Origin of the sequence: Shimia sp., assembly GCF_049116215.1 — a bacterium.
In the GTDB taxonomy this organism is placed as follows: Bacteria; Pseudomonadota; Alphaproteobacteria; order Rhodobacterales; family Rhodobacteraceae; genus Shimia.
The window spans coordinates 260,237-282,417 of sequence record NZ_JAGDZB010000003.1 but is presented as its reverse complement, the minus strand read 5'-3'; the positions used below and the strand labels follow the sequence as shown (position 1 = coordinate 282,417).

Sequence of the window (22,181 nt, the reverse complement as noted above, 5' to 3'; positions counted from 1 at the left end):
ACCTTGAACGGTATTCGCGCGCACCCTAAGACATGGAGCCAGTGATTACAAACGAGGCCCCAATGTCTTTCCTGTCCAATACCCTGTCCCGCGTGAAACCCTCCCCGACCATCGCCATGACAGCAAAGACCGCCGAGCTGAAAGCTGCGGGCCGCGATGTGATTGGCCTTTCGGCTGGTGAGCCAGATTTTGACACGCCTCAGAACATCAAAGACGCGGCGGTAGCGGCAATTGCGGCGGGCGAGACCAAATACACCGCGCCGGACGGCATTCCCGAGCTGAAGCAAGCGGTTTGCGCCAAAATGAAGCGCGATCACGGGCTCGAGTATACGCCTGCACAGGTCTCCGTGGGCACCGGCGGCAAACAGACACTGTACAATGCGCTTATGGCCACGTTAAACGACGGCGACGAAGTCATCATCCCCGCGCCCTACTGGGTGAGCTACCCGGATATGGTGCTGCTTGCGGGCGGCACACCGGTGGTTGTGGAAACCTCGCTAGACGCCAAATTCAAGCTCACCGCTGAGCAGCTTGAGGCCGCAATCACGCCCAAAACCAAATGGCTGATCTTCAACTCACCGTCCAACCCGACCGGCGCGGGCTACTCCCGTGAAGAACTCAAAGCGCTGACCGATGTGCTGATGCGCCATCCCCATGTCTGGGTGATGACCGACGACATGTACGAGCATCTCGCCTATGACGGGTTTGAATTCTGTACCCCTGCCGAAATCGAGCCCGGCCTTTATGAGCGCACCCTGACCTGCAACGGCGTGTCCAAAGCCTACGCCATGACCGGCTGGCGCATCGGCTACGCCGCTGGTCCCATCGACCTGATCGCCGCCATGCGCAAGGTGCAATCCCAGAGCACGTCCAACCCGTGCTCGATCAGCCAATGGGCTGCCGTGGAGGCGCTCAACGGCACGCAAGAGTTTCTGGAACCCAACAACGTGGTCTTCAAACGCCGCCGCGATCTGGTGATTGAGATGTTGAGCCAGATCGACGGCATCTCTTGCCCCACACCCGAAGGTGCCTTCTATGTTTATCCGTCCATCGCAGGCCTGATCGGAAAAACCACGCCCAAAGGCACCGTGATTGAAAACGACGAGGCCTTTGCCAACGCGCTGCTAAACGAAGCGGATGTCGCCGTGGTCTTTGGTGCCGCCTTTGGTCTGTCGCCCAACTTCCGGGTCAGCTACGCCACCTCAGACGAGGCTCTCAAAACCGCCTGCACGCGCATTCAGACCTTCTGCGCCTCGCTGACTTAATCGCGGATCCAAACCAAAAGGTGGCCCATGAGCAGTGACCTGCCAGACTACTACTTCCGCGTCCGCGAAAACGGCGCCATGGTTTTTCGTGTCGACACGGAAAACCGTCAACGCCGGATCGAGATGGACCAGATCGCGGTCATCAACATCAAAAACGGCGACGTGAAACCCCATGGTGACACCAAGCTGACCAAGGAAGATAAGGCCGAGATCAACGCCTGGATGGACGAGCGCCGCGCGCTTTTGGACGCGCGAACCGTGGACGATATCCTGCGCACGGTGGACCACCTCAACCTGACCTCGCAATGGGCGCAATCCAAAGCCACGCCCGATCAGCTGGAGCAAATCACCGACACCTTGCTGTTGGCGATGCATGATCTGCGATCCGTATTGGTGCGCAAAAAAGCGGACCGCCTGCTCAAGGGCAAAAAGTAAGAGGGGCGTTGCCCCGCCCCATCCCTGATGGGACTCCCCAGGATATTTTGGGACTGTGAATATGGGGCGTTGGCGTTAAGCCGACGCCTTTTTCTCAGAGAACCGCTTACGCAGGCGATTCAGATCGGTGACCCAAAAACGGTACATCAGCAGGATGCCCGCCGCGGTCAAACCGCACACCAGCCCCAGCCAGACACCTTCGCCCCCCAAGCCAAAGGTAAAGCCCAGCACATAGGCGCTTGGCACGCCAATACCCCAATAGCTAATCGCGGCAATGACCATTGGCCCACGGGTGTCTTGCACCCCGCGCAGCAACCCAAGCGCCATCACCTGCGCACCATCGGTGACCTGGAACAGCGCCGCCACATACAAAAGCGTCACTCCGGTGGCGATGATCACCTCTCGCTGAGGCTCCTGCGGGTCAATAAAGGCCCCCAAAAGCTGCTCCGGGAAGATCAGGAAAATCGCCACCGCAATAAACGCCATCAGCAAGGAGGCCACAATCGCTACCCAGGCGCCGCGCGCCATATGGTCCGCGTCTTTGCGCCCCATGGCATTGCCCGCCCGCACAGTGGCGGCATTGGACAGGCCCAGATGGATCATAAAGGCCAGGCTTGCCAGTTGCAGCGCGATGCCATGCGCAGCCAAGGTCACTGTGCCCAGCCACCCCATCATAATGGACGACGCCGAGAACAACCCAACCTCCGCCAGGTTGGTCACGCCGATTGGCAGGCCAAGTCGGAACACCTTGGCAAACACTTCCCAATCCGGCCGCCAAATGCGGGCAAACAGCGTGTGCTGCGGCAGCGCTTTTACAGCGTAGAGGATCACGCCAATCAGCGACACAAACTGCACAATGATCGAGGCAATTGCCGCCCCGCGCACGCCCAGTTCCGGCAGCCCCCAATTGCCAAAAATCAGCCCGTAGTTCACCACTGCATTCACTGGAACGGCGGCCACCGTGACCCAGAACACCACGCGGGTGTGCTCCAAAGCTGCGAGATACGATTTGAGCACCATCACCAGCAAAGCTGGCACCAACCCAAGTCCGGCAATCCGCAAATAGGCCTGCGCCAGTTCCGCCACATCTGGGGCCTGTTTTAACGCCAGCAGAAGTGGACCTGACATCAGGAACAGTGGCTGTACCAAAACCCCAAAGATCACAGAGAGCCACAGCCCCATGCGTGTCACACGGCGTAAGGCCTGTTCGTCGCCTTCGGCATCCGCCTCCGCAACCAAGGGCATCACCGCGATGGCAAAACCGGATCCCAGAATAAAAATGACAAAGAAAAACATGCTGCCCAGCACCACAGCCGCCAGCGCCTCGACCGAGTACCAGCCCAGCATGACCGTGTCGGTCAAGCCGATTCCAAACTGCGCCACATGGCCGCCGATGAGCGGAAGGCCAATGCGCAAAAGGGCGCGAACGTGGTCAGACGTCCGCATTGGGGCGGTCACTTGTGATGTTGTCATGCCCAAGCAGTAAGCTTGTTAATTAGGCAGAGCAAGACCCGGCTTTGCGTTGATCAAAATTCCGCCCTCTGGCACCATGTTCCGTATTAATTGAACAAGGTCCTTCCATGTCCCCCGATCCCTTTGCCACATTGATTTCCGACAGCCGCACTTTTCTCACCACGCTGGCCGACAACAACACCAAAGACTGGTTCACCGAGAACAAACCGACCTATGAGGCCCAACTCAAAACACCCGCTTTGGCTTTGCTCGACACGGTGGCGGCCGCATTGGAGCGACAAACCGGTCAAGTGCCGTCCACCAAGCTTTTCCGCCCCCACCGGGATGTACGCTTCTCTAAAGACAAAACGCCTTACCACCTGCATCTGCACATGTTGTGGTCCACCCCGCCCACTGGGTTTTTCTTTGGCATCGGCCGCGACTATCTGTCTGTGGGCGGCGGCATCATGGGGTTGGACAAAGACAAGCTCACCTGCTGGCGCGCGGCTGTGGATGGGGCGACTGGCGCAAAAATCGCCACTGCCTTGGACGAACTACAAGCCAGCGGTGCGCGCATGGACGACGCAGAGCTCAAACGTGTCCCTGCCCCGTATGACAAGGACCATCCGCAAGCCGCCCTGCTCAAACGCAAAAGCTGCACAGTCTGGTTTGACTTTGAGGAAAGTGAGATCACAAAAGGCGGCCTCGTGTCACACATCGAGACCGCCTTCCAAAAATTGCAGCCACTCAATGAGCTGCTGTCCGCACTTTAACGCGGCTTACGTGTGTCCGGGTGCAAGGCCGCGCCCAGAATGTGGTCAGACTGGTGGATCACATGACTCGCTGTGTTCACAATCAGCGGATCCGCATGCTCGACAATGCTGTGATCCTTGCCTGGATAGTCAAGTGACGCCAGGAAGTGCCGCATACAGTTCAAACGCGCACGCTTCTTGTCGTTAGATTTCACCACCGTCCAGGGCGCATCCGCCGTATCCGTGTAGAAAAACATCGCCTCTTTGGCCTCGGTATAGTCCCCCCATTTGGAAAGCGAGGCTTTATCAATTGGGCTCAACTTCCACTGCTTGAGCGGATCGGTCTCGCGGCTTTCAAACCGGCGTTTCTGCTCGTCTTGCGTGACCGAGAACCAGTATTTGTATAGCCGAATACCCGAGCGCACCAACATCCGCTCCAGATCCGGAGTCTGGCGCATAAATTCCAGATATTCCCCCGGTTCACAAAATCCCATCACCCGCTCCACACCAGCCCGGTTGTACCAGCTGCGGTCATACAGCACCATTTCGCCAGAGGTTGGCAGATGGTCAATGTAGCGCTGGAAATACCACTGGCCACGTTCTTCATCGGTGGGTTTATTCAACGCCACCACACGCGCGGATCGCGGGTTAAGGTGCTCGGTAAAGCGTTTGATTGTGCCGCCTTTGCCGGCCGCATCCCGTCCCTCAAACAGCATCACAAACTTCTGACCAGTGTCCTGCGCCCAAAGCTGTACCTTCAACAACTCTGCCTGCAGCTGTGCCTTCTGCTTTTCGTATGACCGACGGGACAGCTTGGTCGCGTAAGGGTATTCTCCTTTCTCAAACGCGCGGCGCAACTCCTCCGCCGTTGGCTCGTTTTCGGCACCCGTCACTTCTTCGTCCGCTGCCTCTGCAACGTCCTTGATTTCACCGTCATTTACCTGAGCCACACCATCCAACTGGTCATCCATAAGCGTCTCCTTTCTTGCTTTTCTTGTGATGACACCGACCTACCACGCGGCGCAAAAACCCTCTTTGATGCACGTCAACTGAATCTTCTGTTTTGTGGGTTTCCGCCAATAAAAACAGGCATTCCGGCCTGGCCTTCGGTACACACCTGTACACAATGACCTCACGTCGCCAAATCACGCTCAGGTAGATTGGCGCACCCCGCCCCCCTAGACTTTCCCCAGTCATTGGAGGACGCTTATGTTTGGTACTTCTCTCTCCCATTTTCGAAAGCTCGCCGTGTCACTGACCCTCGCAGCCACATCCCTCTCCGCTCAGGATCGCATTGACCTGATACGCCCCGACGCCCCGGACCTGGCACCCTATGGCGCTTTGCCAGTTGGCGTCACAACACGGACCTTTAATAATCCCGATCAAATCGACGTGCTCAACTCCACCGAGGACACGCTCACGCGCTACGATCGCACCTTGACCGTAGAGATCTGGTATCCCGCTGCAGCAGGCACCCAACTGGGCGGCACCTACGAAACCGAACTGCGTGATCCGTCCCTCTCGGCAACCCTCACCGGCCGTGCCGCCCGCGACGCCACGCCCACAGCAGACGGCTCTTTCCCGCTGGTGGTGATCTCCCACGGCTACCCCGGCAACCGCCTGTTGCTTTCCCATCTGGGCGAGAACCTCGCCTCCAAGGGCTATGTGGTCGCCTCCATCGATCACACCGACAGCACCTACGCTGATCAAGCCGCCTTTGGCTCCACCCTGCTCAACCGCCCCTTAGACCAGAGCTTTGTCCTCAACAACATGGCAACGCTCGACGGCCCCATTGGCGCCATCACCAACGCCGATCAAGCTGCGGTGGTTGGCTACTCCATGGGCGGCTACGGCGCGCTAATCTTTGGCGGTGCCGGGCTCGCACCGGGTGTCGAAGCCTCCCCTTTTGCGCCGCCACAAGGCACCCTGCTGCACAACGTTCGCAACACGGACACGCACGAAGCGCTGGTCGATGATCGCGTCAAAGCGCTGATCTCCATTGGCCCCTGGGGACGCAACTATAACCTCTGGGATGACGAAGGCCTCGCGGGCCTGCGCAAACCAACCCTCCTGATGGCGGGCGAAGTGGACGATGTCTCAATTTACCCGGCCATGCGCGAAATCTTCGAACACGCCACAGGGACAGACCGCCACCTGCTCACTTTTGAAAACGCCAACCACAACGCCGCCGCGCCGATCCCTGCGCCTATGGCCAGCTGGCAACCGTCCGAGACACTCGGTTTCCCGCCGTTTGATCACTATGCCGACGCGGTCTGGGACACCACGCGCATGAACAACATCACCCAGCACTTCGCCACAGCTTTTCTGGACCTGCACTTGAAAGACGACAGCGACAAGTCGATCTATCTCGACCTTATCCCCAACGCGAAAGACGGCCTGTTCTCCGCAGAAGAAGACGGCACCTTCAAACCGGACCACTCTTATTGGAAAGGCTTCCCGGCCCGCACCGCAATTGGTTTGCGATTTGAGACCCTACTCAAGGGGCAGTAAGCGCACTCTCCCCCCAAAAGGCGACCATTCCGGTCGCCTTTTTCACGGCTGCATTGTTTAGAATTGTCTCCAACTGTCACAAATCGCCCCGACAAAACAATACCTGAACTTCTTATATAAATCAGTATTTTAGATAAGTTCACCACCCGAAATAAAACCTATTTTCCGCTAATATGTCATTAAGACTTGGGTGCCTAGGCTGCTGCAGGAATTGCGAGGAGGCATCCCAAATGAAATTCATGACTGCCACGGTTTCTGCCATTGCGCTGACCGTTTCCACCGGCGCTGCCATCGCCGACACCATCACCATCCTGGCCGCGGATCTGCCGCCTATGGTCTATGCCGACGGTTCCGGGCGTGAGGCCGAAATTGTCACCCGTGTGATGGAACACTGCGGCCACGAGGTAAATTATGTGGTGCAACCCTTCACCCGCCACTGGGCCACCTATGAGGGCGGAACAGGCGACGCGGTGATGACCGTGCCCATGGGCATGCCCATGGACGGCGCTCAAAGCGCGCCTTACATCGCGTATCAGAATGGCGTGTCGTATCTTGCCTCGTCCGGCAACAATTTTGGCGCGCTGGATGATCTCTCTGGTCTCAGCATCGCCGCCTTTGAAGGCGCCTCCGGCATCCTGCCCGGCCTGTCTGATGCTCAGGGCTCCTTTGGCTCCTACCGTGAGATGGCCGACCAGGAAACCCAATCCAAACTGCTGTTTGGCGGCCGCGTTGACGGCATCTTGGGCGACGGCATGCTTTTTGCCGCCTACGCAGCCAGCCTGCGTGACGCTGGCTCTTCCGCAGGTGTAGACGCCAGCCAACCGCTGGAGTTCCGCGCCATCTTTGAGCCCTCCAACTACGCCATGAACTTCCGTGATCCGGACATGTCCGTTGCCTTTGACCGCTGCTTCACCGAGCTCGAAGCAGACGGAACCATCGCGGCGATCAACACCAAGTGGATCGACAAATACCGTGACTCGCTGGCGGACAACTATCTGTCCATGTGACCGCCAGCCTTTCCGTCACGTATCGCGTGATCTCGCGGTGCCCGGGTATCCCTATCCCCATATCCCTCCATCCGGGCACCGCACATCCCCTCTCTCTCCAAAAGCCGCCTGTTTAATCACAGGCGGCTTTACGGTTCTTGCGCCCAGCCTCTTCCCACCGCCGCACACCCCTGCCATAATGCGCGCCAAGCAACACAAACAAGAGCAGCCCGCGAATGCCCAACGACCTTCTGGCCGAAACACAGCCGACCGAATACGACGCCTCCTCTATTGAAGTCCTTGAGGGGCTGGAACCTGTCCGAAAACGGCCTGGCATGTACATCGGCGGCACGGACGAACGCGCGCTGCACCACCTTGTGGCCGAAGTGCTCGACAACTCGATGGACGAAGCGGTGGCGGGCTTTGCCAATCGCATTGAGGTCGAGCTGCACGAAGACTATTCGATCACCATCCGCGACAACGGCCGCGGCATCCCGGTGGACCCGCACCCAAAGTTCCCTGACAAATCCGCCTTGGAAGTCATCCTCTGCACCCTGCACGCGGGCGGGAAATTCTCCGGCAAAGCCTATCAGACCTCGGGCGGTCTGCACGGCGTCGGGGCCTCTGTTGTGAACGCGCTATCTGATCTGATGGTGGTACAGGTTGCACGCGACAAAAAGCTGTTTGAACAACGCTTCTCCCGCGGCATCCCCCAGGGCCCCGTGGAACAAGTGGGCGCCGCCCCCAACCGCCGTGGCACCACCGTGACTTTCCACGCCGATGAGCAAATCTTCGGTTCCCACCGCTTCAAACCGGCCCGCCTGTTTAAATCGATCCGCTCCAAGGCCTACCTCTTCTCCGGCGTTGAAATCCGCTGGAAAACCGCAATCGACGACGGTGAAACCCCGGCAGAGGCCACCTTCCACTTCCCCGGCGGTCTGTCCGACTACCTCAAAGAAACCATGGACAAGGCGACCACTTACGCCGAACAGCCCTTTGCTGGCACCGTGGATTTCCAAGGCCGCTTTGGCGTGCCCGGCAAGGTCGAATGGGCCATCAACTGGACGCCCTCGCGCGACGGTTTTATCCAGTCCTACTGTAACACCGTGCCCACCCCCGAAGGTGGCACGCACGTTGCCGGCTTCTGGTCCGCCGTGCTCAAAGGCATCAAAGCCTACGGAGAGTTGGTCAACAACAAAAAGGCCGCCTCGATCACCCGCGACGACCTGATCACCGGCGGCTGCGCGCTGGTCTCCTGTTTCATCCGCGAGCCGGAATTTGTTGGCCAGACCAAAGACCGCCTTGCCACCGTCGAAGCCCAGCGTCTGGTGGAAAACGCCGTGCGCGACCACTTCGACAACTGGCTGGCCGCAGATACCAAATCCGCCGGCGCCATCCTCGACTTCTTGGTCCTTCGCGCCGAAGAGCGTCTGCGCCGCCGTCAGGAAAAAGAGACCGCGCGCAAGACTGCCACCAAGAAACTGCGCCTGCCCGGCAAGCTGGTGGACTGCTCCGCCACCAACCGCGACGGCACCGAGCTCTTCATCGTGGAGGGCGACTCCGCGGGCGGCTCCGCCAAAATGGCCCGCAACCGCAAGACGCAAGCTTTGCTGCCGCTGCGTGGTAAAATCCTCAACGTGCTGGGTGCGGCTGGCTCCAAGATCACCACCAACCAGGAAATCAACGACCTGACCCAAGCGCTTGGCGTGGGCCTTGGCACCAAATTCAACGTCGACGATCTGCGCTATGACAAGATCATCATCATGACCGATGCGGACGTCGACGGCGCCCACATCGCCGCGCTCCTGATGACCTTCTTCTACACCCAAATGCGCCCGATGATCGACGCCGGCCACCTCTACATGGCCTGCCCGCCGCTTTTCCGCATCACGCAGGGGGCCAAACGCGTCTACTGTGTGGATGAGGCGGAAAAAGACATGTGGCTGGAAAAAGGCCTTGGCGGCAAAGGGCGCATCGACGTGTCCCGCTTCAAAGGTCTTGGGGAAATGGACGCCAAAGACCTGAAAGAAACCACCATGGATCCCGAAAGCCGCAAGCTGATCCGGATCACCATCGACGAAGACGAGCCCGGCGAAACCGATGGGTTGGTGAATGACCTGATGGGCAAAAAGCCCGAAAAACGCTTCCAGTACATTCAAGAGAATGCGCGGTTTGTGGAGGAGTTGGATGTTTGAGGCATAACGCTTCGCTTCCAAGATACTGAGATGTCCAAACTCCAAGGTTCCGATCCCAAAGTTTTTTGGGTCTTTCAACTCTGCAACATCGGCGCATCGGCTCTTCTGAAAGTTTTCCTGCCCCTCACAGTTGGCGGCATCAACCTCGCATATCCGCTTTTTGCAGCGAAGATCATTCTGCTCATTTGGATGACTGACTTTCCCCAACGCAGATCTCTAACTGCCTTGGCATTCTTTATCCTGGTCTGTTTGGATGTTTGCGCCATGCTCCTGGCTGGCTCGTTTTCCATCTTCAGCTGGGTCTACGCACATCTCTTCTAACAGCTGAAGAGACAGACCAATTTAGGCAGCGCCTGACCCGAGGGTGGGTGCAGAACGCGCCCTCCCATGGGGGTGGGTCGGGCGCGGCGGAATGCTCTGCATTCCGCATTAGGTTGTGGAACACACCTCACCCTGCCAAACTCCCCGCATGCGCCCTGCCCTTGCCCTGATCCTCGCCCTCCTGCTGCCCGTCCCTGACGCCACAGCCCAAGCCCGCAAAGATTCCGCGCGGCATCAGAACAACTTCATGTCGCCAGAAAGCCAGCAGCGCTCCAATCAGCCGTCTTTGAACACCAACAAAGGCACGCACCAGTGGGGGCAAAAACAACCGCGCACAGAGCTCTTCTGTGACCAATACGCCCGCGCCGCCGCCGGTATGCGCGGGCGTGTACAAGGCGGGCAAACCGGCACGCAACTGGGCTATGGCCTCGGCTACATCGGCACCCGCGATCACCGCGACGCGCTTGGCAGTGCCGTGGTCGGCGGCGCCATCGGCTCCGCCGCTGGGGCCGCGCAAGACCAGAAGTTTTACGATTTCCACTTCACCGAATGCATGAACGGCGGCCGCTTGGTCACCACGCCCAAGTAAGTCCGCCGAAGTCCGTCGCGACACGCAGCCGTGATCCCTGTTTCAGCCATTCGTCGCTAAGCTGCCTCCATGGCCGCGTTTTTACAAACCTATCAACTCCCTTTGATCCTTGCCTGCTTTCTGCTGGGCTGCCTTGGCGCGCTGACGCTCTTTCGTCGCACGGAAGACACCAAGGCCTGGCTTTTGGCCGACGTGATCTGGGTCGCCTTGGGCGGGGTTGGCGCCGTGGTCGCCATCGCGGCGAGCATCTACCAAGAGGACAGCACAGCCCTCAACCGCCAGATCACCGTCGCCTACACCGCGTCCCGCGCCTTTGACACTGACGCCGCCCGCTTCCGCCTGCGCTACTGCGCAGAAACCAGTGACGCGGACCTGACCACGCTCTGCGAAAAGGTCGAATTCCTCTCCGCGTCCTCAGCGGAAAACACCGCCCTGCCCCTGTTCCTCACCATCACGGAACGCGCCGCCCCACTGGAAGGCATCTCCCTACTGTTTGGCAGCGCCCGCGATCACGCCGAGATGTCCCAAGCCACCGCGGAGCTGGAAATGGCCGAGTTCCTCGCCTTTGACACCCGAGACGTGCCCACCATCATGGCGGTGGAAAACATCGCGCCCACCCGCCCGGAGATCGCCGCCGACTACCGCGTGCTGGCGCTCACCTATGACACGCTGATCGAAGACATCACCGCCTTGCGCGACTCATGGCAACGCCTGCAATCCGGCCGCGCCCTCTTGATCCTGCAAATCATCGCCCTCTGCCTTGTGGCCTTTGCGGCACCTTTCCGCTTGGGCCGCACAATCGACAGCCTTCTGTGATTTCCCACCTTGCCACCACAAGGCGCTTTGTTAGTCTCCCCCACATGCGCATCTGGCCCGTTTTCTTCTGTCTCGCTTTGATCTCCTGTGGCCGGTCCCTGACCGATACGGAACGGGCATTTACCGCTGACGTTTTGGGCGACACCATCGACACCAAACCGATCCGGATCACCAAAAACGCCCCTCTGGGCATTCAGACGTGGGAATATGAAAAACGCCCCCGCCTCGCCTGTCGCGAGCGCATCAATCCGGAGCCCAAAGAGGAAACCATCACCGCCACCGCCGCCGGTGTTGTGCTCTATGAGCACGTCTACACCTCCCGCGATTGGTCGGTGCCGGACTACGTGCCGAGCTATCCTGAGAAGCTGCACCTGACGGCGGCGATGTTCTTCGCCCATGAAATGGTGCACGTCTGGCAATGGCAGAACCGTGAGATCACCGGCTACACGCCGTTGAAGGCCGCCCAAGAACACAAAAACGGCGCGGATCCTTATCAGTTCGAAGGCGCCACTGCCGCGACCTTTCTGGACTACGGTTATGAGCAACAGGCCGCCGTGGTCGAGGAATACCTCTGCTGTTCATTTCTCGACCCCGAGGCCCCACGAACTGCGCGCCTGAAATCTTTGCTCTCACCGCACTTCCCAGTCGAAAATCTGCCCCGCCCAGACGCGGTGGTTCTGCCGTGGGAAGACGCACAGGTTAAGAATATCTGCCGCTGATCGGTGCAAAAATCGCCACAGTCGCGAAACAGTCGTGATGCCGACAGAATACCGACGTGGATTTCGCCCACAAAAAAGGGGGCCGAAGCCCCCAATTAATCACTCTGAACAGATGTTTACTTATAACCAAACGCGCTGTTTGGGATCAGCTGACGCTTGCCACCAGGCGCTTTCCACTCGCTTTCGAGGCACGCCGTGCCCTCTTTCTGCCAGTATAACACTTTGAAATCATACCATCCTGCCGAGGGCACATTGACCTTCGGCCGCCCCACACTGGCACAAGCCGTAATCTTGTTCAGCTTCGCCACCGACTTGCCACCGATCCAAATTTGCGAGCCATCATTGCTAAAGAATTCAAGGTCATAGACCCCGGGCTTATCAAACTTGATATACCCGTTAATGTCCGCAACCACCAAAGTGGCCTTGCCCGATGTCAGCACCGGCGCGCCCTGCCCTTTGTCCGGAAAGTTCAACCCTGGCAAAGGCTTACCCGGCTTGGACCACTTGATCTTGGACTTCGCCTGCGACAGGTTCCGCACATTGCGTTCGCCAGTAAAGTAGTTGACCTTGAGCCCCCGCTTCACGCCCGTTGGCTGAGGATTGGCCGGGGTTATGTCAATCGTCTGTGCAGAGACAGCCCCCCCAATCAAAATAGCTACAGCGGCCAAAGCACTGACAATAAAAGATTTCACAACCAAACTCCTCGCGTCATGGCGTTTGGAAACAGCCTAAAACCAACTGCCCCCAATGAGCAAGTCACAGTTATGCGGATCGGAGAGAAGCCGCGTATTTTGGCCTATGCCGGTTGCGCTCCCTCAACCACTGCCAAAAAATCACGCCACTTTGAAAAAATGAAATCATGGTGAATGTCCGCTACGGGTGTCTTTCGGTAGCCCTCTGTAAATAAAGCAAAAGTCACGCCAGCCCGCTGCGCCGTCTCCGCATCAACTTCGCTGTCACCCACATAAAGCACGTCCGACAAATCGGTTTCGCCAATCACATTCAAAAGAGGCAAAGGGTCCGGTTTCCGTTTTTCAAACGTGTCTCCCCCAACAACCATGTCAAAAAACTGCGTCAGATCCAAAGCCTGCAAAACGTGCCGCGCAGGCTCTTCCGGCTTGTTGGTACAAACTCCTAACCGCACCCCTTTGGCTTGAAGCGTACTCAGCACATCCCGCACACCATTGTACAACACTGTGTGCTCATAAGTTGACGCATTGTAGATCGCCAACACCCGCGCATTGAGACGCGAAAACTGCGTATCCTCAATGTCAAAATACGCCATGACACGACGGACCAACGTCGGTAATCCATTGCCAACAAAGGAAATAACTGTTGGTAGGTCCAACTCCTCGAAGCCTTCTTCTGCCAGCATGACATTCACCGACGCTCGAATATCCGGAGCACTGTCCACTAGGGTTCCGTCCAAATCAAAGATCACTGCCTGCATAGCACGCGCCTCCTAAGCTTATGGTTTTGCAAATTTTCAATCACGCCGCGACGATAATGGAAAGCAAGAAATCGTTTGCATGTCAGCCCCTCTGGCGCGGACGACTTTTTTGGGATACCATGGAATACAATTCCAGTTTCAAGAAATGCCTGAAGATCGCCATGTCCTACATCGACAACATTCGCACTTTTGTACGTGTCTACGAACTTGGCAGCATGTCCGCCGCCGCTCGCGACCAACGCATTTCCGCAGCCGTGGCCTCGTCGCGGATTTCACAGTTGGAGGATTATCTCAGCGTTCGCTTGTTCCACCGCACAACCCGACAGCTCAACCCCACTGAGCAAGGCAATACCTTCTATGAAGGCGCTTGCAAGATTTTGGAAACCATTGACGAAGCGGAAGCAGCGGTTAACTCCATCACACAAAGCCCACGCGGCTTGCTTCACATTGCGGCCCCGTTGGGCGTTGGCCGCCGCCTGATTGCCCCCCTGATCCCTGAGTTTAAAAAGGAATACCCGCTCATTGATCTGCGCTTGCGATTGTCTGATCGCAAGTTGGATTTAACAGCAGAAGGCCTTGATGTAGCGTTCTTTTTGGGTGTTCCGGAAGATAGCACTCTACGCATTCGCAAAATCGCGGACTGCCCGCGCGTCTTATGTGCTTCGCCAAAATACCTGTCAGACCGAGGCGCGCCAACCAGCCCCGAGGAATTGACCAATGGCACCCATGACTGCCTCAATTTGCGGTATCCTGGTGCTCCTGAATTCCAATGGCCGTTGGAGACAGCAGAGGGCACTCGCCGGTTTGCTGTCAAAGGCCCATTTGAATCCGATGACGGCGACGTCCTCACCGATTGGGCTCTTGAGGGCCATGGCATCACGCTCAAACCCGAATTCGAGATTGCGGAACATCTGACATCTGGCGCCTTGGTTTCGGTCCTATCAGGGACCCCGCCCATGCCAATCCAAATGGCACTGCTGTACACACACCGTCGTCACCAAGATCCAAAAACCAGGCTCCTGATTGAGTTTATGACGCCGCGCTTGCAAGCGGCGCTTCAGAAAAAGGAAGCAGCCGCAAGCACCTAACGGTGAGCCCTCGCACAAATCTCTTTTTTACGGGTTTCTCGTGACAACAACTCTTTCAAGAAAAATTGGAAAGTCACGGCGCGCTTTATAAGGTAAAACGAAGCAATCGCGAAACAGGGGAGATTTGGCGTGATGCGTTATGCACGGGACATGCGAGGCTACGGCCCTAAGCCACCACACGCACAATGGCCCAATGACGCCAAAGTTGCTGTTCAATTTGTGCTGAACTACGAAGAAGGTGGCGAAAACTGCGTTCTGCATGGCGATGCAGCCTCTGAGGCGTTTCTTTCCGACATTCCAGGCGCCGCCCAATGGCAGGGCCAGCGTCATTGGAACATGGAGTCGATCTACGAATACGGCGCGCGTGCCGGTTTCTGGCGCCTGCATCGCTTGTTCACTGGCAAAGACATTCCTGTGACCATCTACGGCGTGGCAAGTGCGCTGGCGCGTAACCCAGAACAGGTTGCGGCCATGAAGGCCGCGGATTGGGAGATCGCCAGTCACGGCCTCAAGTGGGTTGAGCATAAAGACATGCCCGAGACGGAGGAACGCGCGTCCATTGCCGAAGCGGTTCGGCTGCACACCGAAGTGGTCGGCGACCGTCCGCGCGGTTGGTACACGGGGCGTTGTTCCGAGAACACTGTGCGGCTCGTCGCCGAAGAAGGTGGGTTTGCCTATATCTCGGATACTTACGATGACGACCTGCCATACTGGCGCGAATATGGAGACAGCGATCAGCTGATCATCCCATATACACTGGAAGCCAACGACATGCGCTTCGCCACGGCTCCGGGCTGGGTCACAGGGCAAGATTTTTTCACCTACCTCAAAGACGCCTTTGACGTGCTCTATGCCGAAGGCAGCGAAGGCGCCCCCAAGATGATGTCGATAGGCCTGCACTGCCGGTTGATTGGCCGTCCAGGCAAACTCGCCGGATTGGCGCAATTCCTCGACTACATTCAGGGCTTTGAGGGCGTATGGACCCCGCGACGTATCGAGATTGCGGAACACTGGGCACAGACACATCCACACAATCGGATCGAACGCCCCAGCGAAATGGACAAAGCTCGATTTGTGGAGCTGTATGGCGGCATTTTTGAGCATTCCGCCTGGATTGCGGAACGTGCCCATACGTTGGAATTGGGGGCCGCACACGACTGTGCCGCGGGGGTTCACAGTATACTGTGTCGGGCTTTCCGCAGGGCAAGTGACGAAGAGCGTCTTGGCGTGCTCAACGCACACCCGGATCTTGCGGGCAAATTGGCATCCGCCGGTCGTCTGACCGCGGAAAGCACCTCTGAACAGGCCGGTGCTGGTCTGGATATGCTCACGGATGAAGAGCGCGCAAACTTCACTCAATTGAACAGCGACTATGTGACCAAACACGGCTTCCCATTCATCATAGCAGTGCGTGACCACACCAAAGCTTCGATCATGGCGGCTTTTGAGCGTCGGATCGGCAACGACAGCGTCACCGAGTTTGCGGAAGCCTGCAAACAAGTTGAACGCATTGCAGAATTCCGGCTGATGGATCTTTACCGTGACTGAAATCGCCATCCAGCCCCTGACAGCAGAGGCATTCGCGCCCTTTGGCGATGTCATCACGCTCAAGACGGAAGCTGACAAAATCATCAATCAAGGCATGTGTGGCCGTCACCACGACTTGGCAGAGATGGACTTTGCCGATGGCCGCGCGGGCATCAGCCTGTTTAACGCGCAGCCGCGCAGCCTGCCCTACACACTAGATATGGTTGAGCGCCATCCGGACGGAAGTCAGGCTTTCATTCCGATGACGGAACACGCATTCCTTGTAGTTGTTGCCAAAGATTTGGGCGGCAAGCCGGATAAACCTATGGCGTTTCAGACGCAACCGGGACAAGCCATCAACTTCCATCGAAACACATGGCACGGCGTTTTGACCCCGCTTGCAGCCCCCGGCCTTTTTGCCGTGGTGGACCGCATTGGCGACGGTGCCAATCTCGAAGAATTTTGGTTCGACACTGCTTACCAAGTGGTGGCGGATCAAAACCAAGGGTCAGGTATCCCCTGACCAAACCGCCCTTAAGCTGCTCGTAAAATGAAGCGGCGGGGCTCAACGACCGACAGGAGAAGGACATGGCTGACACTATGACAGCTCAGGAAAAACAAGCGACCGGACAATACTCCGATCCAAACGTCACGCCCCCATTGGGGCAGGCAATCCCGCTGGGACTCCAACACGTTTTGGCAATGTTTGCCTCCAACGTAACCCCATCCATCATTGTAGCTGGCGCGGCCGGACTCGCGTTTGGTGGGGCTGAACAAGTCTATCTGATACAGATGGCCATGCTATTTGCCGGCATCGCAACCCTGTTCCAAACCGTAGGGATCGGCCCCATTGGCGCGCGCCTGCCAATCATGCAGGGCACCAGTTTTGCCTTTGTTGGTGTGCTGGCCGGTGTTGCCGCCACCCAAGGCCTTAGCGTCGCTCTGACCGCTTGTATCATTGGCGGCGTCATCCACTTCGCGCTTGGCTCTGTGATTGGCAAATTGCGCTGGCTGTTTCCGCCGCTGGTCACCGGACTGGTGATCTTGGCGATTGGTCTTTATCTGATCCCAGTGGCGATCAAATACGCTGCTGGTGGCGCGGCGCAATTCCAAATGGAAGCGGAAAGCTTTGGCTCTCTGAAGCACTGGACCGTGGCTTTGACTGTGATCATTGTGGCTCTCGTCTTGAAGTTTTTCACCAAAGGCACATTATCCAGCGCGGCCATTCTGGTGGGCCTGATCGCAGGTTACGTTGTGGCGTACCTCTCCGGCATGGTGAACTTCGGCGCCGTTGCCAAGGCTTCCTGGGTGACCGGCATCACGCCACTGCCATATGGCTTTGAATTTAGCCTTGGTGCGGTGATTGCCGTGACATTGGTGTCCATCGTTTCCGCGATTGAAACCGTAGGAGACGCCTCCGCCACTGCCAAAGCGGGTGCTGGCCGCGATGCAACCGACGAAGAGATCCAGGGCGCAACCTATGCGGACGGTCTCGGTACAGCTATCGCTGGTGTCTTTGGTGGTCTGCCAAACACCTCGTTCTCGCAGAACGTAGGTATTGTCGGCATGACCGGCGTTATGAGCCGTCACGTGGTGACCATTGGCGGCATCATCCTGATCCTCTGTGGTCTGATGCCAAAAGTGGGTGCTGTGATTGCCTCGATGCCTTTGCCGGTTCTCGGCGGCGGTGTGATCGTGATGTTTGGCATGGTGGCCTCGGCTGGCCTGAACGTGCTGTCCGAAGTGGAGCTGAACCGCCGCAACATGGTGATCATCGCTGTATCGCTCGCTGTGGGTCTGGGCCTGAACCTTGTGCCAACCGCCGTGCAATATCTGCCGGGTGTTGTGAAAACGCTGATGACCTCAGCTGTGGCACCAACCGCCCTCTGCGCGATTGTGCTGAACTTGGTTCTTCCTCACGAAGACTAACAACCTCTTTAATTCAAGTGACTTACAGGGACCTTCGGGTCCCTGTTTTTTTTCCTGATAACTACGCTACACTGCCACAATATCCTTTTGATCGAGCCTTGCACCAGACGCATGGGACCCATGCAACGTGCGCACTAGCTCAATTGTTTAATATTAAACTATAAGATTTGAAACGCGGATTGCAGTGGAGGAGACGCCGCATGGCAAATGAATTTCCAGACATCGACCCGGTAGAATCCCAGGAGTGGCAGGACGCCATTGAGGATGTGATCGCCCGGGATGGACCTGACAGAGCACATTACCTGCTCGACAAAGCGGTGCAGCAAGCCCGTGCGGCCGGCGCGACCCTGCCCTTCTCGGCGACCACGCCGTATCAGAACACCATCCCAACCGACGATCAGGAAGAGTTTCCTGGCGATCTGGACATGGAATGGCGCATCCGCACCATCAACCGCTGGAACGCCATGGCAACCGTGGTGCGCCGCAACAAAGTGAGCAGCGAGTACGGCGGTCACATCGCCTCCTTTGCCTCCTCTGCGGTAATGTATGATATAGGGTTGAACCATTTCTGGCGCAGCAAATCTGCGATCCACGGCGGCGACCTTGTGTTCTTCCAGGGTCATGTGATCCCTGGCATCTATGCGCGCTCCTTTATGGAAGGACGCCTGACCGAAGAGCAGCTGGAAAACTTCCGCTCTGAAGTCGATGGCGGCGGCCTGTCCTCTTACCCGCACCCTTGGCTGATGCCAGATTATTGGCAGTTCCCAACCGTCTCCATGGGCCTTGGTCCGCTGATGGCGATCTACCAGGCGCGGTTCATGAAATACATGCACAACCGCGGCCTCATCGACATGGCCGACCGCAAGGTCTGGTGCTTCCTCGGTGATGGCGAGATGGACGAACCGGAAAGCCGTGGCGCCATTGACCTCGCAGCACGCGAGGGCCTCGACAACCTGATCTTCGTGGTGAACTGCAACCTGCAGCGCCTGGATGGCCCTGTACGGGGCAACCACAAGATTGTGCAGGAACTCGAAGGCGACTTCCGCGGCGCGGGCTGGAATGTGATCAAGCTGCTCTGGGGCAAAGGTTGGGACGAGCTTCTGGAGAAAGACACCTCTGGCAAGCTGCGTCAGCTGATGGATGAAACCGTTGATGGCGACTATCAGACCTTCAAATCCAAAGACGGCGCCTACATTCGCGAAAACTTTTTTGGCAAGTACCCAGAAACTGCCGAATTGGTGAAGGACTGGACCGACGAACAGATCTGGTCCCTGCGTCGTGGTGGTCACGACCCACAAAAGGTCTACACTGCCTTCAAACGGGCCAGCGACACCAAAGGTCAACCAACCTGCCTGCTGGTAAAAACCGTTAAAGGTCACGGTATGGGCACCGCTGGCGAAGGCCAGAACACCACGCACCAGCAAAAGAAAATGAACGAGGATCAGCTGCGCGCCTTCCGCGACCGCTTTGAGATCCCGGTCAGCGACGAAGATGTGGGAGATGCGCCGTTTGTAAAACTCAACAACGCGCAAAAAGCTTATCTTGCGGACCGCCGCAAAGCGCTTGGCGGGGAGTTCCCCAAACGTGAAAGCCAATCGCCTAAGCTGGAGATTCCAGCGCTGGACAAATTTGCCGCGCAGCTCAAAGGCACCGGTGATCGCGAGATCTCCACCACCATGGCCTTTGTACGTATTCTGACAACCCTTCTGCGGGACAAGCAGATTGGCCAGAACATCGTGCCGATTGTGCCGGATGAAAGCCGCACATTTGGGATGGAAGGCCTGTTCCGCTCGGTGGGCATCTACAACCCGGAAGGACAGAAATACACGCCGCAAGACGCCGACCAGATGATGTACTACAAGGAATCGACCAACGGTCAGGTTCTGCAGGAAGGCATCAACGAAGCTGGCGCCATGGCAGATTGGATTGCAGCAGCCACCGCCTACTCGAACCACGGCGTGCCGATGATCCCGTTCTTCATCTACTACTCCATGTTTGGCTTCCAGCGCATCGGCGACTTGGCCTGGGCCGCAGGCGACAGCCGTGCGCGTGGCTTTATGCTGGGCGGCACAGCTGGCCGGACCACGCTGAACGGCGAGGGTCTGCAGCACGAAGACGGCCACAGCCACATCCTTGCAGGCACCATTCCGAACTGCATCTCTTATGACCCGACCTTCCAACACGAAGTTGCGGTGATTGTGCAGCACGGTATGAAACGGATGTATGAAGACCAGGAAGATGTGTTCTTCTACCTCACACTCATGAACGAAAACTATGCCCATCCGGATATGCCGATGGGTGTGGAAGACGAGATCATCAAAGGCCTCTACCGTTTCAAAGAGGTAAAGAAACCGTCCAAGAAGCATGTGACGCTGATGGGCTCAGGCACCATTTTGGTGCAGGCCATGAAGGCGGCAGAAATGCTTGAAACGGACTTCGGAGTGACGTCGGAAATCTGGTCAGCCACCAGCTTCAACGAGCTGGCACGGGATTGTCAGGATGTGGCCCGCCACAATCGACTGAACCCGCTGGCAGAGCCGAAAGTGTCCTTTGTGGCGCAGCAGCTCTCCAAGGCCACTGGCCCAGTGATTGCGGCAACCGACTACATGAAGAACTTCGCAGAGCAGATCCGGACCTGCGTGCCGGGCAGCTATACCGTGTTGGGCACAGACGGCTTTGGCCGCTCTGACAGCCGTGTGAACCTGCGCCGCTTCTTTGAGGTTGACGCAAACCACATTGCAGCTGCGGCCATGGTAGACCTCTACAAAGAGGGCGCTGTGACCAAGAAAGACCTTGAGGCCGCACTGGCCAAATACGACATCGACGGCGCCAAGCCGAACCCGCGCCTGGTGTGATCGGGAAGAGAGGAGAAATTAGCAATGGCAATTGAAGTCAAAGTTCCCGACATCGGCGATTTCACTGATGTTCCAGTGGTTTCCGTCCTGGTCAGCACCGGTGACGTGGTCGCCGCCGAAGACCCGCTGATCGAAGTTGAAAGCGACAAGGCCACCATGGAAGTGCCATCCCCAGCGGCTGGTAAAGTGGTTGAGATCAAAGTGTCCGAAGGCGACGCCGTATCAGAGGGGGCGCTGATCCTGATGTTGGAAGCAGAGGGTGGCACCGAAGCGGAGACCCCTGCCCCTAAAGCGGAAACTGCAGCGCCTGCAGCGGCAGCACCAGCCCCAGTAGCCGCAGCTGCTCCGGCGGCGGTGACCGATGCCGGGTTTGGCAAAACCCACGCTTCCCCCTCTGTGCGTGCCTTTGCACGCCAGTTGGACGTAGATCTGGCCAAGGTGAACGGGTCCGGCCGCAAAGGTCGTATCTTGCGTGAAGATGTGACAGCTTTCCTGAAGAGCTCCACAGCAGCAGCGCCTGCCGCCGGTGGCGCAGCACAGGGCGGCATGGGCATTCCGCCGATCCCGGCTGTCGACTTCTCCAAATTTGGTCCGGTCGAAGACGTCGAGATGCCACGCATCAAGAAACTGTCCGGCCCGGCATTGCACCGCAGCTGGCTCAACATTCCGCACGTAACCCACAACGACGAAGCGGACATCACTGATCTGGACAAGTACCGCAAAGAGATGGACACGATGGCCAAGGAAGAAGGCTATCGCGTGACCCTACTGTCCTTTGTGATCAAAGCGTCTGTGTCGGCGCTGAAACAGCATTGGGAAGTGAACTCCTCGATTCATCCGGACGGCGATAAGCTGATCAAGAAGGATTACTACAACATCGGCTTTGCGGCAGACACGCCAAACGGCTTGGTTGTGCCTGTGATCAAAGATGCGGATCGCAAGGGCATTGTGGAAATCTCAAAAGATCTCATGGAGTTGTCCGGCAAAGCCCGCGCAGGTGAGTTGAAGAGCGGCGACATGCAAGGCGCGACCTTCACCATTTCCAGCCTCGGCGGCATTGGTGGTACATCTTTCACGCCAATCGTGAATGCACCGGAAGTGGCCATCCTCGGTCTAACCCGCTCCAAAATGGCGCCGGTCTGGAACGGCGAAGAGTTTGTGCCGCGCCTGATGCAGCCATTGTCGCTCAGCTATGACCACCGCGCCATCGACGGGGCATTGGCCGCACGGTTCACCGTGACGCTCAAAACCCTGCTTGGCGATATGCGCAAGTTGATGTGGTAAGGAGAAC

20 protein-coding genes are annotated in these 22,181 nt (G+C 57.6%); 16 read left to right on the top strand and 4 right to left on the bottom strand.

What is annotated here, in order from left to right; translation table 11 throughout:
• The first annotated feature begins 62 nt into the window (after nt 1-62).
• A complete protein-coding gene (locus JXR15_RS09985; RefSeq protein ID WP_422053082.1) occupies nt 63-1,265 on the top strand; it encodes a pyridoxal phosphate-dependent aminotransferase in 1,203 nt (400 codons plus the stop codon).
• Between the two features lie 27 nt (nt 1,266-1,292).
• On the top strand, nt 1,293-1,700 hold the full coding sequence (locus tag JXR15_RS09980; protein WP_422053081.1) for a hypothetical protein: 408 nt from the start codon (nt 1,293-1,295) through the stop codon (nt 1,698-1,700).
• A 75-nt stretch (nt 1,701-1,775) separates the two neighbouring features.
• On the opposite strand, the gene JXR15_RS09975 is transcribed toward JXR15_RS09980, so the two are convergent.
• A complete protein-coding gene (locus JXR15_RS09975) occupies nt 1,776-3,146 on the bottom strand; it encodes an MATE family efflux transporter (RefSeq protein WP_422053080.1) in 1,371 nt (456 codons plus the stop codon).
• Between the two features lie 134 nt (nt 3,147-3,280).
• On the opposite strand from JXR15_RS09975, the gene JXR15_RS09970 reads away from it, so the two are divergent.
• The gene (locus tag JXR15_RS09970) at nt 3,281-3,925 is read left to right on the top strand and encodes a TIGR02453 family protein (protein WP_422053079.1); all 645 of its coding nucleotides are present in this window, start codon (nt 3,281-3,283) and stop codon (nt 3,923-3,925) included.
• On the opposite strand, the gene ppk2 is transcribed toward JXR15_RS09970, so the two are convergent.
• Nucleotides 3,922-4,875, bottom strand: coding sequence for a polyphosphate kinase 2 (ppk2, locus tag JXR15_RS09965; RefSeq protein WP_422053078.1), 954 nt, complete (start codon nt 4,873-4,875; stop codon nt 3,922-3,924). The genes JXR15_RS09970 and ppk2 overlap by 4 nt on opposite strands.
• 238 nt (nt 4,876-5,113) lie before the next feature.
• Between ppk2 and JXR15_RS09960 the strand changes: the two genes are divergently transcribed.
• The 7 genes from JXR15_RS09960 to JXR15_RS09930 all read left to right on the top strand — a co-directional run bounded on the left by JXR15_RS09960 (nt 5,114) and on the right by JXR15_RS09930 (nt 12,041).
• The gene (locus JXR15_RS09960; RefSeq protein ID WP_422053077.1) at nt 5,114-6,415 is read left to right on the top strand and encodes an alpha/beta hydrolase family protein; all 1,302 of its coding nucleotides are present in this window, start codon (nt 5,114-5,116) and stop codon (nt 6,413-6,415) included.
• A 230-nt stretch (nt 6,416-6,645) separates the two neighbouring features.
• Complete coding sequence (locus JXR15_RS09955; RefSeq protein ID WP_422053076.1) at nt 6,646-7,422, top strand: substrate-binding periplasmic protein; 777 nt, start codon at nt 6,646-6,648, stop codon at nt 7,420-7,422.
• A gap of 215 nt (nt 7,423-7,637) precedes the next feature.
• Entirely contained in the window at nt 7,638-9,596 is a 1,959-nt protein-coding gene (gene parE / locus JXR15_RS09950) for a DNA topoisomerase IV subunit B (protein ID WP_422053075.1), read from the top strand.
• Between the two features lie 30 nt (nt 9,597-9,626).
• A complete protein-coding gene (locus tag JXR15_RS09945) occupies nt 9,627-9,917 on the top strand; it encodes a hypothetical protein (protein WP_422053074.1) in 291 nt (96 codons plus the stop codon).
• Nucleotides 9,918-10,065: 148 nt separating this feature from the next.
• Complete coding sequence (locus JXR15_RS09940) at nt 10,066-10,506, top strand: hypothetical protein (RefSeq protein WP_422053073.1); 441 nt, start codon at nt 10,066-10,068, stop codon at nt 10,504-10,506.
• Nucleotides 10,507-10,575: 69 nt separating this feature from the next.
• The gene (locus tag JXR15_RS09935) at nt 10,576-11,322 is read left to right on the top strand and encodes a hypothetical protein (RefSeq protein ID WP_422053072.1); all 747 of its coding nucleotides are present in this window, start codon (nt 10,576-10,578) and stop codon (nt 11,320-11,322) included.
• A gap of 44 nt (nt 11,323-11,366) precedes the next feature.
• Nucleotides 11,367-12,041, top strand: a complete 675-nt coding sequence (locus JXR15_RS09930; protein WP_422053071.1) for a hypothetical protein — start codon at nt 11,367-11,369, stop codon at nt 12,039-12,041.
• 116 nt (nt 12,042-12,157) lie between these two features.
• On the opposite strand, the gene JXR15_RS09925 is transcribed toward JXR15_RS09930, so the two are convergent.
• Together JXR15_RS09925 and gph are read right to left on the bottom strand one after the other, a co-directional pair.
• Nucleotides 12,158-12,733, bottom strand: a complete 576-nt coding sequence (locus JXR15_RS09925; protein WP_422053070.1) for a PA14 domain-containing protein — start codon at nt 12,731-12,733, stop codon at nt 12,158-12,160.
• Nucleotides 12,734-12,837: 104 nt separating this feature from the next.
• Nucleotides 12,838-13,491, bottom strand: a complete 654-nt coding sequence (gph, locus tag JXR15_RS09920; RefSeq protein WP_422053069.1) for a phosphoglycolate phosphatase — start codon at nt 13,489-13,491, stop codon at nt 12,838-12,840.
• A 161-nt stretch (nt 13,492-13,652) separates the two neighbouring features.
• On the opposite strand from gph, the gene JXR15_RS09915 reads away from it, so the two are divergent.
• The 6 genes from JXR15_RS09915 to aceF all read left to right on the top strand — a co-directional run bounded on the left by JXR15_RS09915 (nt 13,653) and on the right by aceF (nt 22,174).
• Complete coding sequence (locus JXR15_RS09915; protein ID WP_422053710.1) at nt 13,653-14,579, top strand: LysR family transcriptional regulator; 927 nt, start codon at nt 13,653-13,655, stop codon at nt 14,577-14,579.
• 129 nt (nt 14,580-14,708) lie between these two features.
• A complete protein-coding gene (gene puuE, locus JXR15_RS09910) occupies nt 14,709-16,127 on the top strand; it encodes an allantoinase PuuE (protein ID WP_422053068.1) in 1,419 nt (472 codons plus the stop codon).
• The gene (locus JXR15_RS09905) at nt 16,120-16,629 is read left to right on the top strand and encodes an ureidoglycolate lyase (protein ID WP_422053067.1); all 510 of its coding nucleotides are present in this window, start codon (nt 16,120-16,122) and stop codon (nt 16,627-16,629) included. The genes puuE and JXR15_RS09905 overlap by 8 nt, the downstream gene beginning before the upstream one ends.
• A gap of 65 nt (nt 16,630-16,694) precedes the next feature.
• Nucleotides 16,695-18,035: a uracil-xanthine permease family protein gene (locus JXR15_RS09900; protein WP_422053066.1), complete on the top strand. Its 1,341-nt coding sequence runs from the start codon at nt 16,695-16,697 to the stop codon at nt 18,033-18,035.
• A 200-nt stretch (nt 18,036-18,235) separates the two neighbouring features.
• Entirely contained in the window at nt 18,236-20,890 is a 2,655-nt protein-coding gene (gene aceE, locus JXR15_RS09895) for a pyruvate dehydrogenase (acetyl-transferring), homodimeric type (RefSeq protein ID WP_422053065.1), read from the top strand.
• 24 nt (nt 20,891-20,914) lie between these two features.
• On the top strand, nt 20,915-22,174 hold the full coding sequence (aceF, locus tag JXR15_RS09890; RefSeq protein WP_422053064.1) for a dihydrolipoyllysine-residue acetyltransferase: 1,260 nt from the start codon (nt 20,915-20,917) through the stop codon (nt 22,172-22,174).
• The last annotated feature ends 7 nt before the right edge of the window (nt 22,175-22,181 follow it).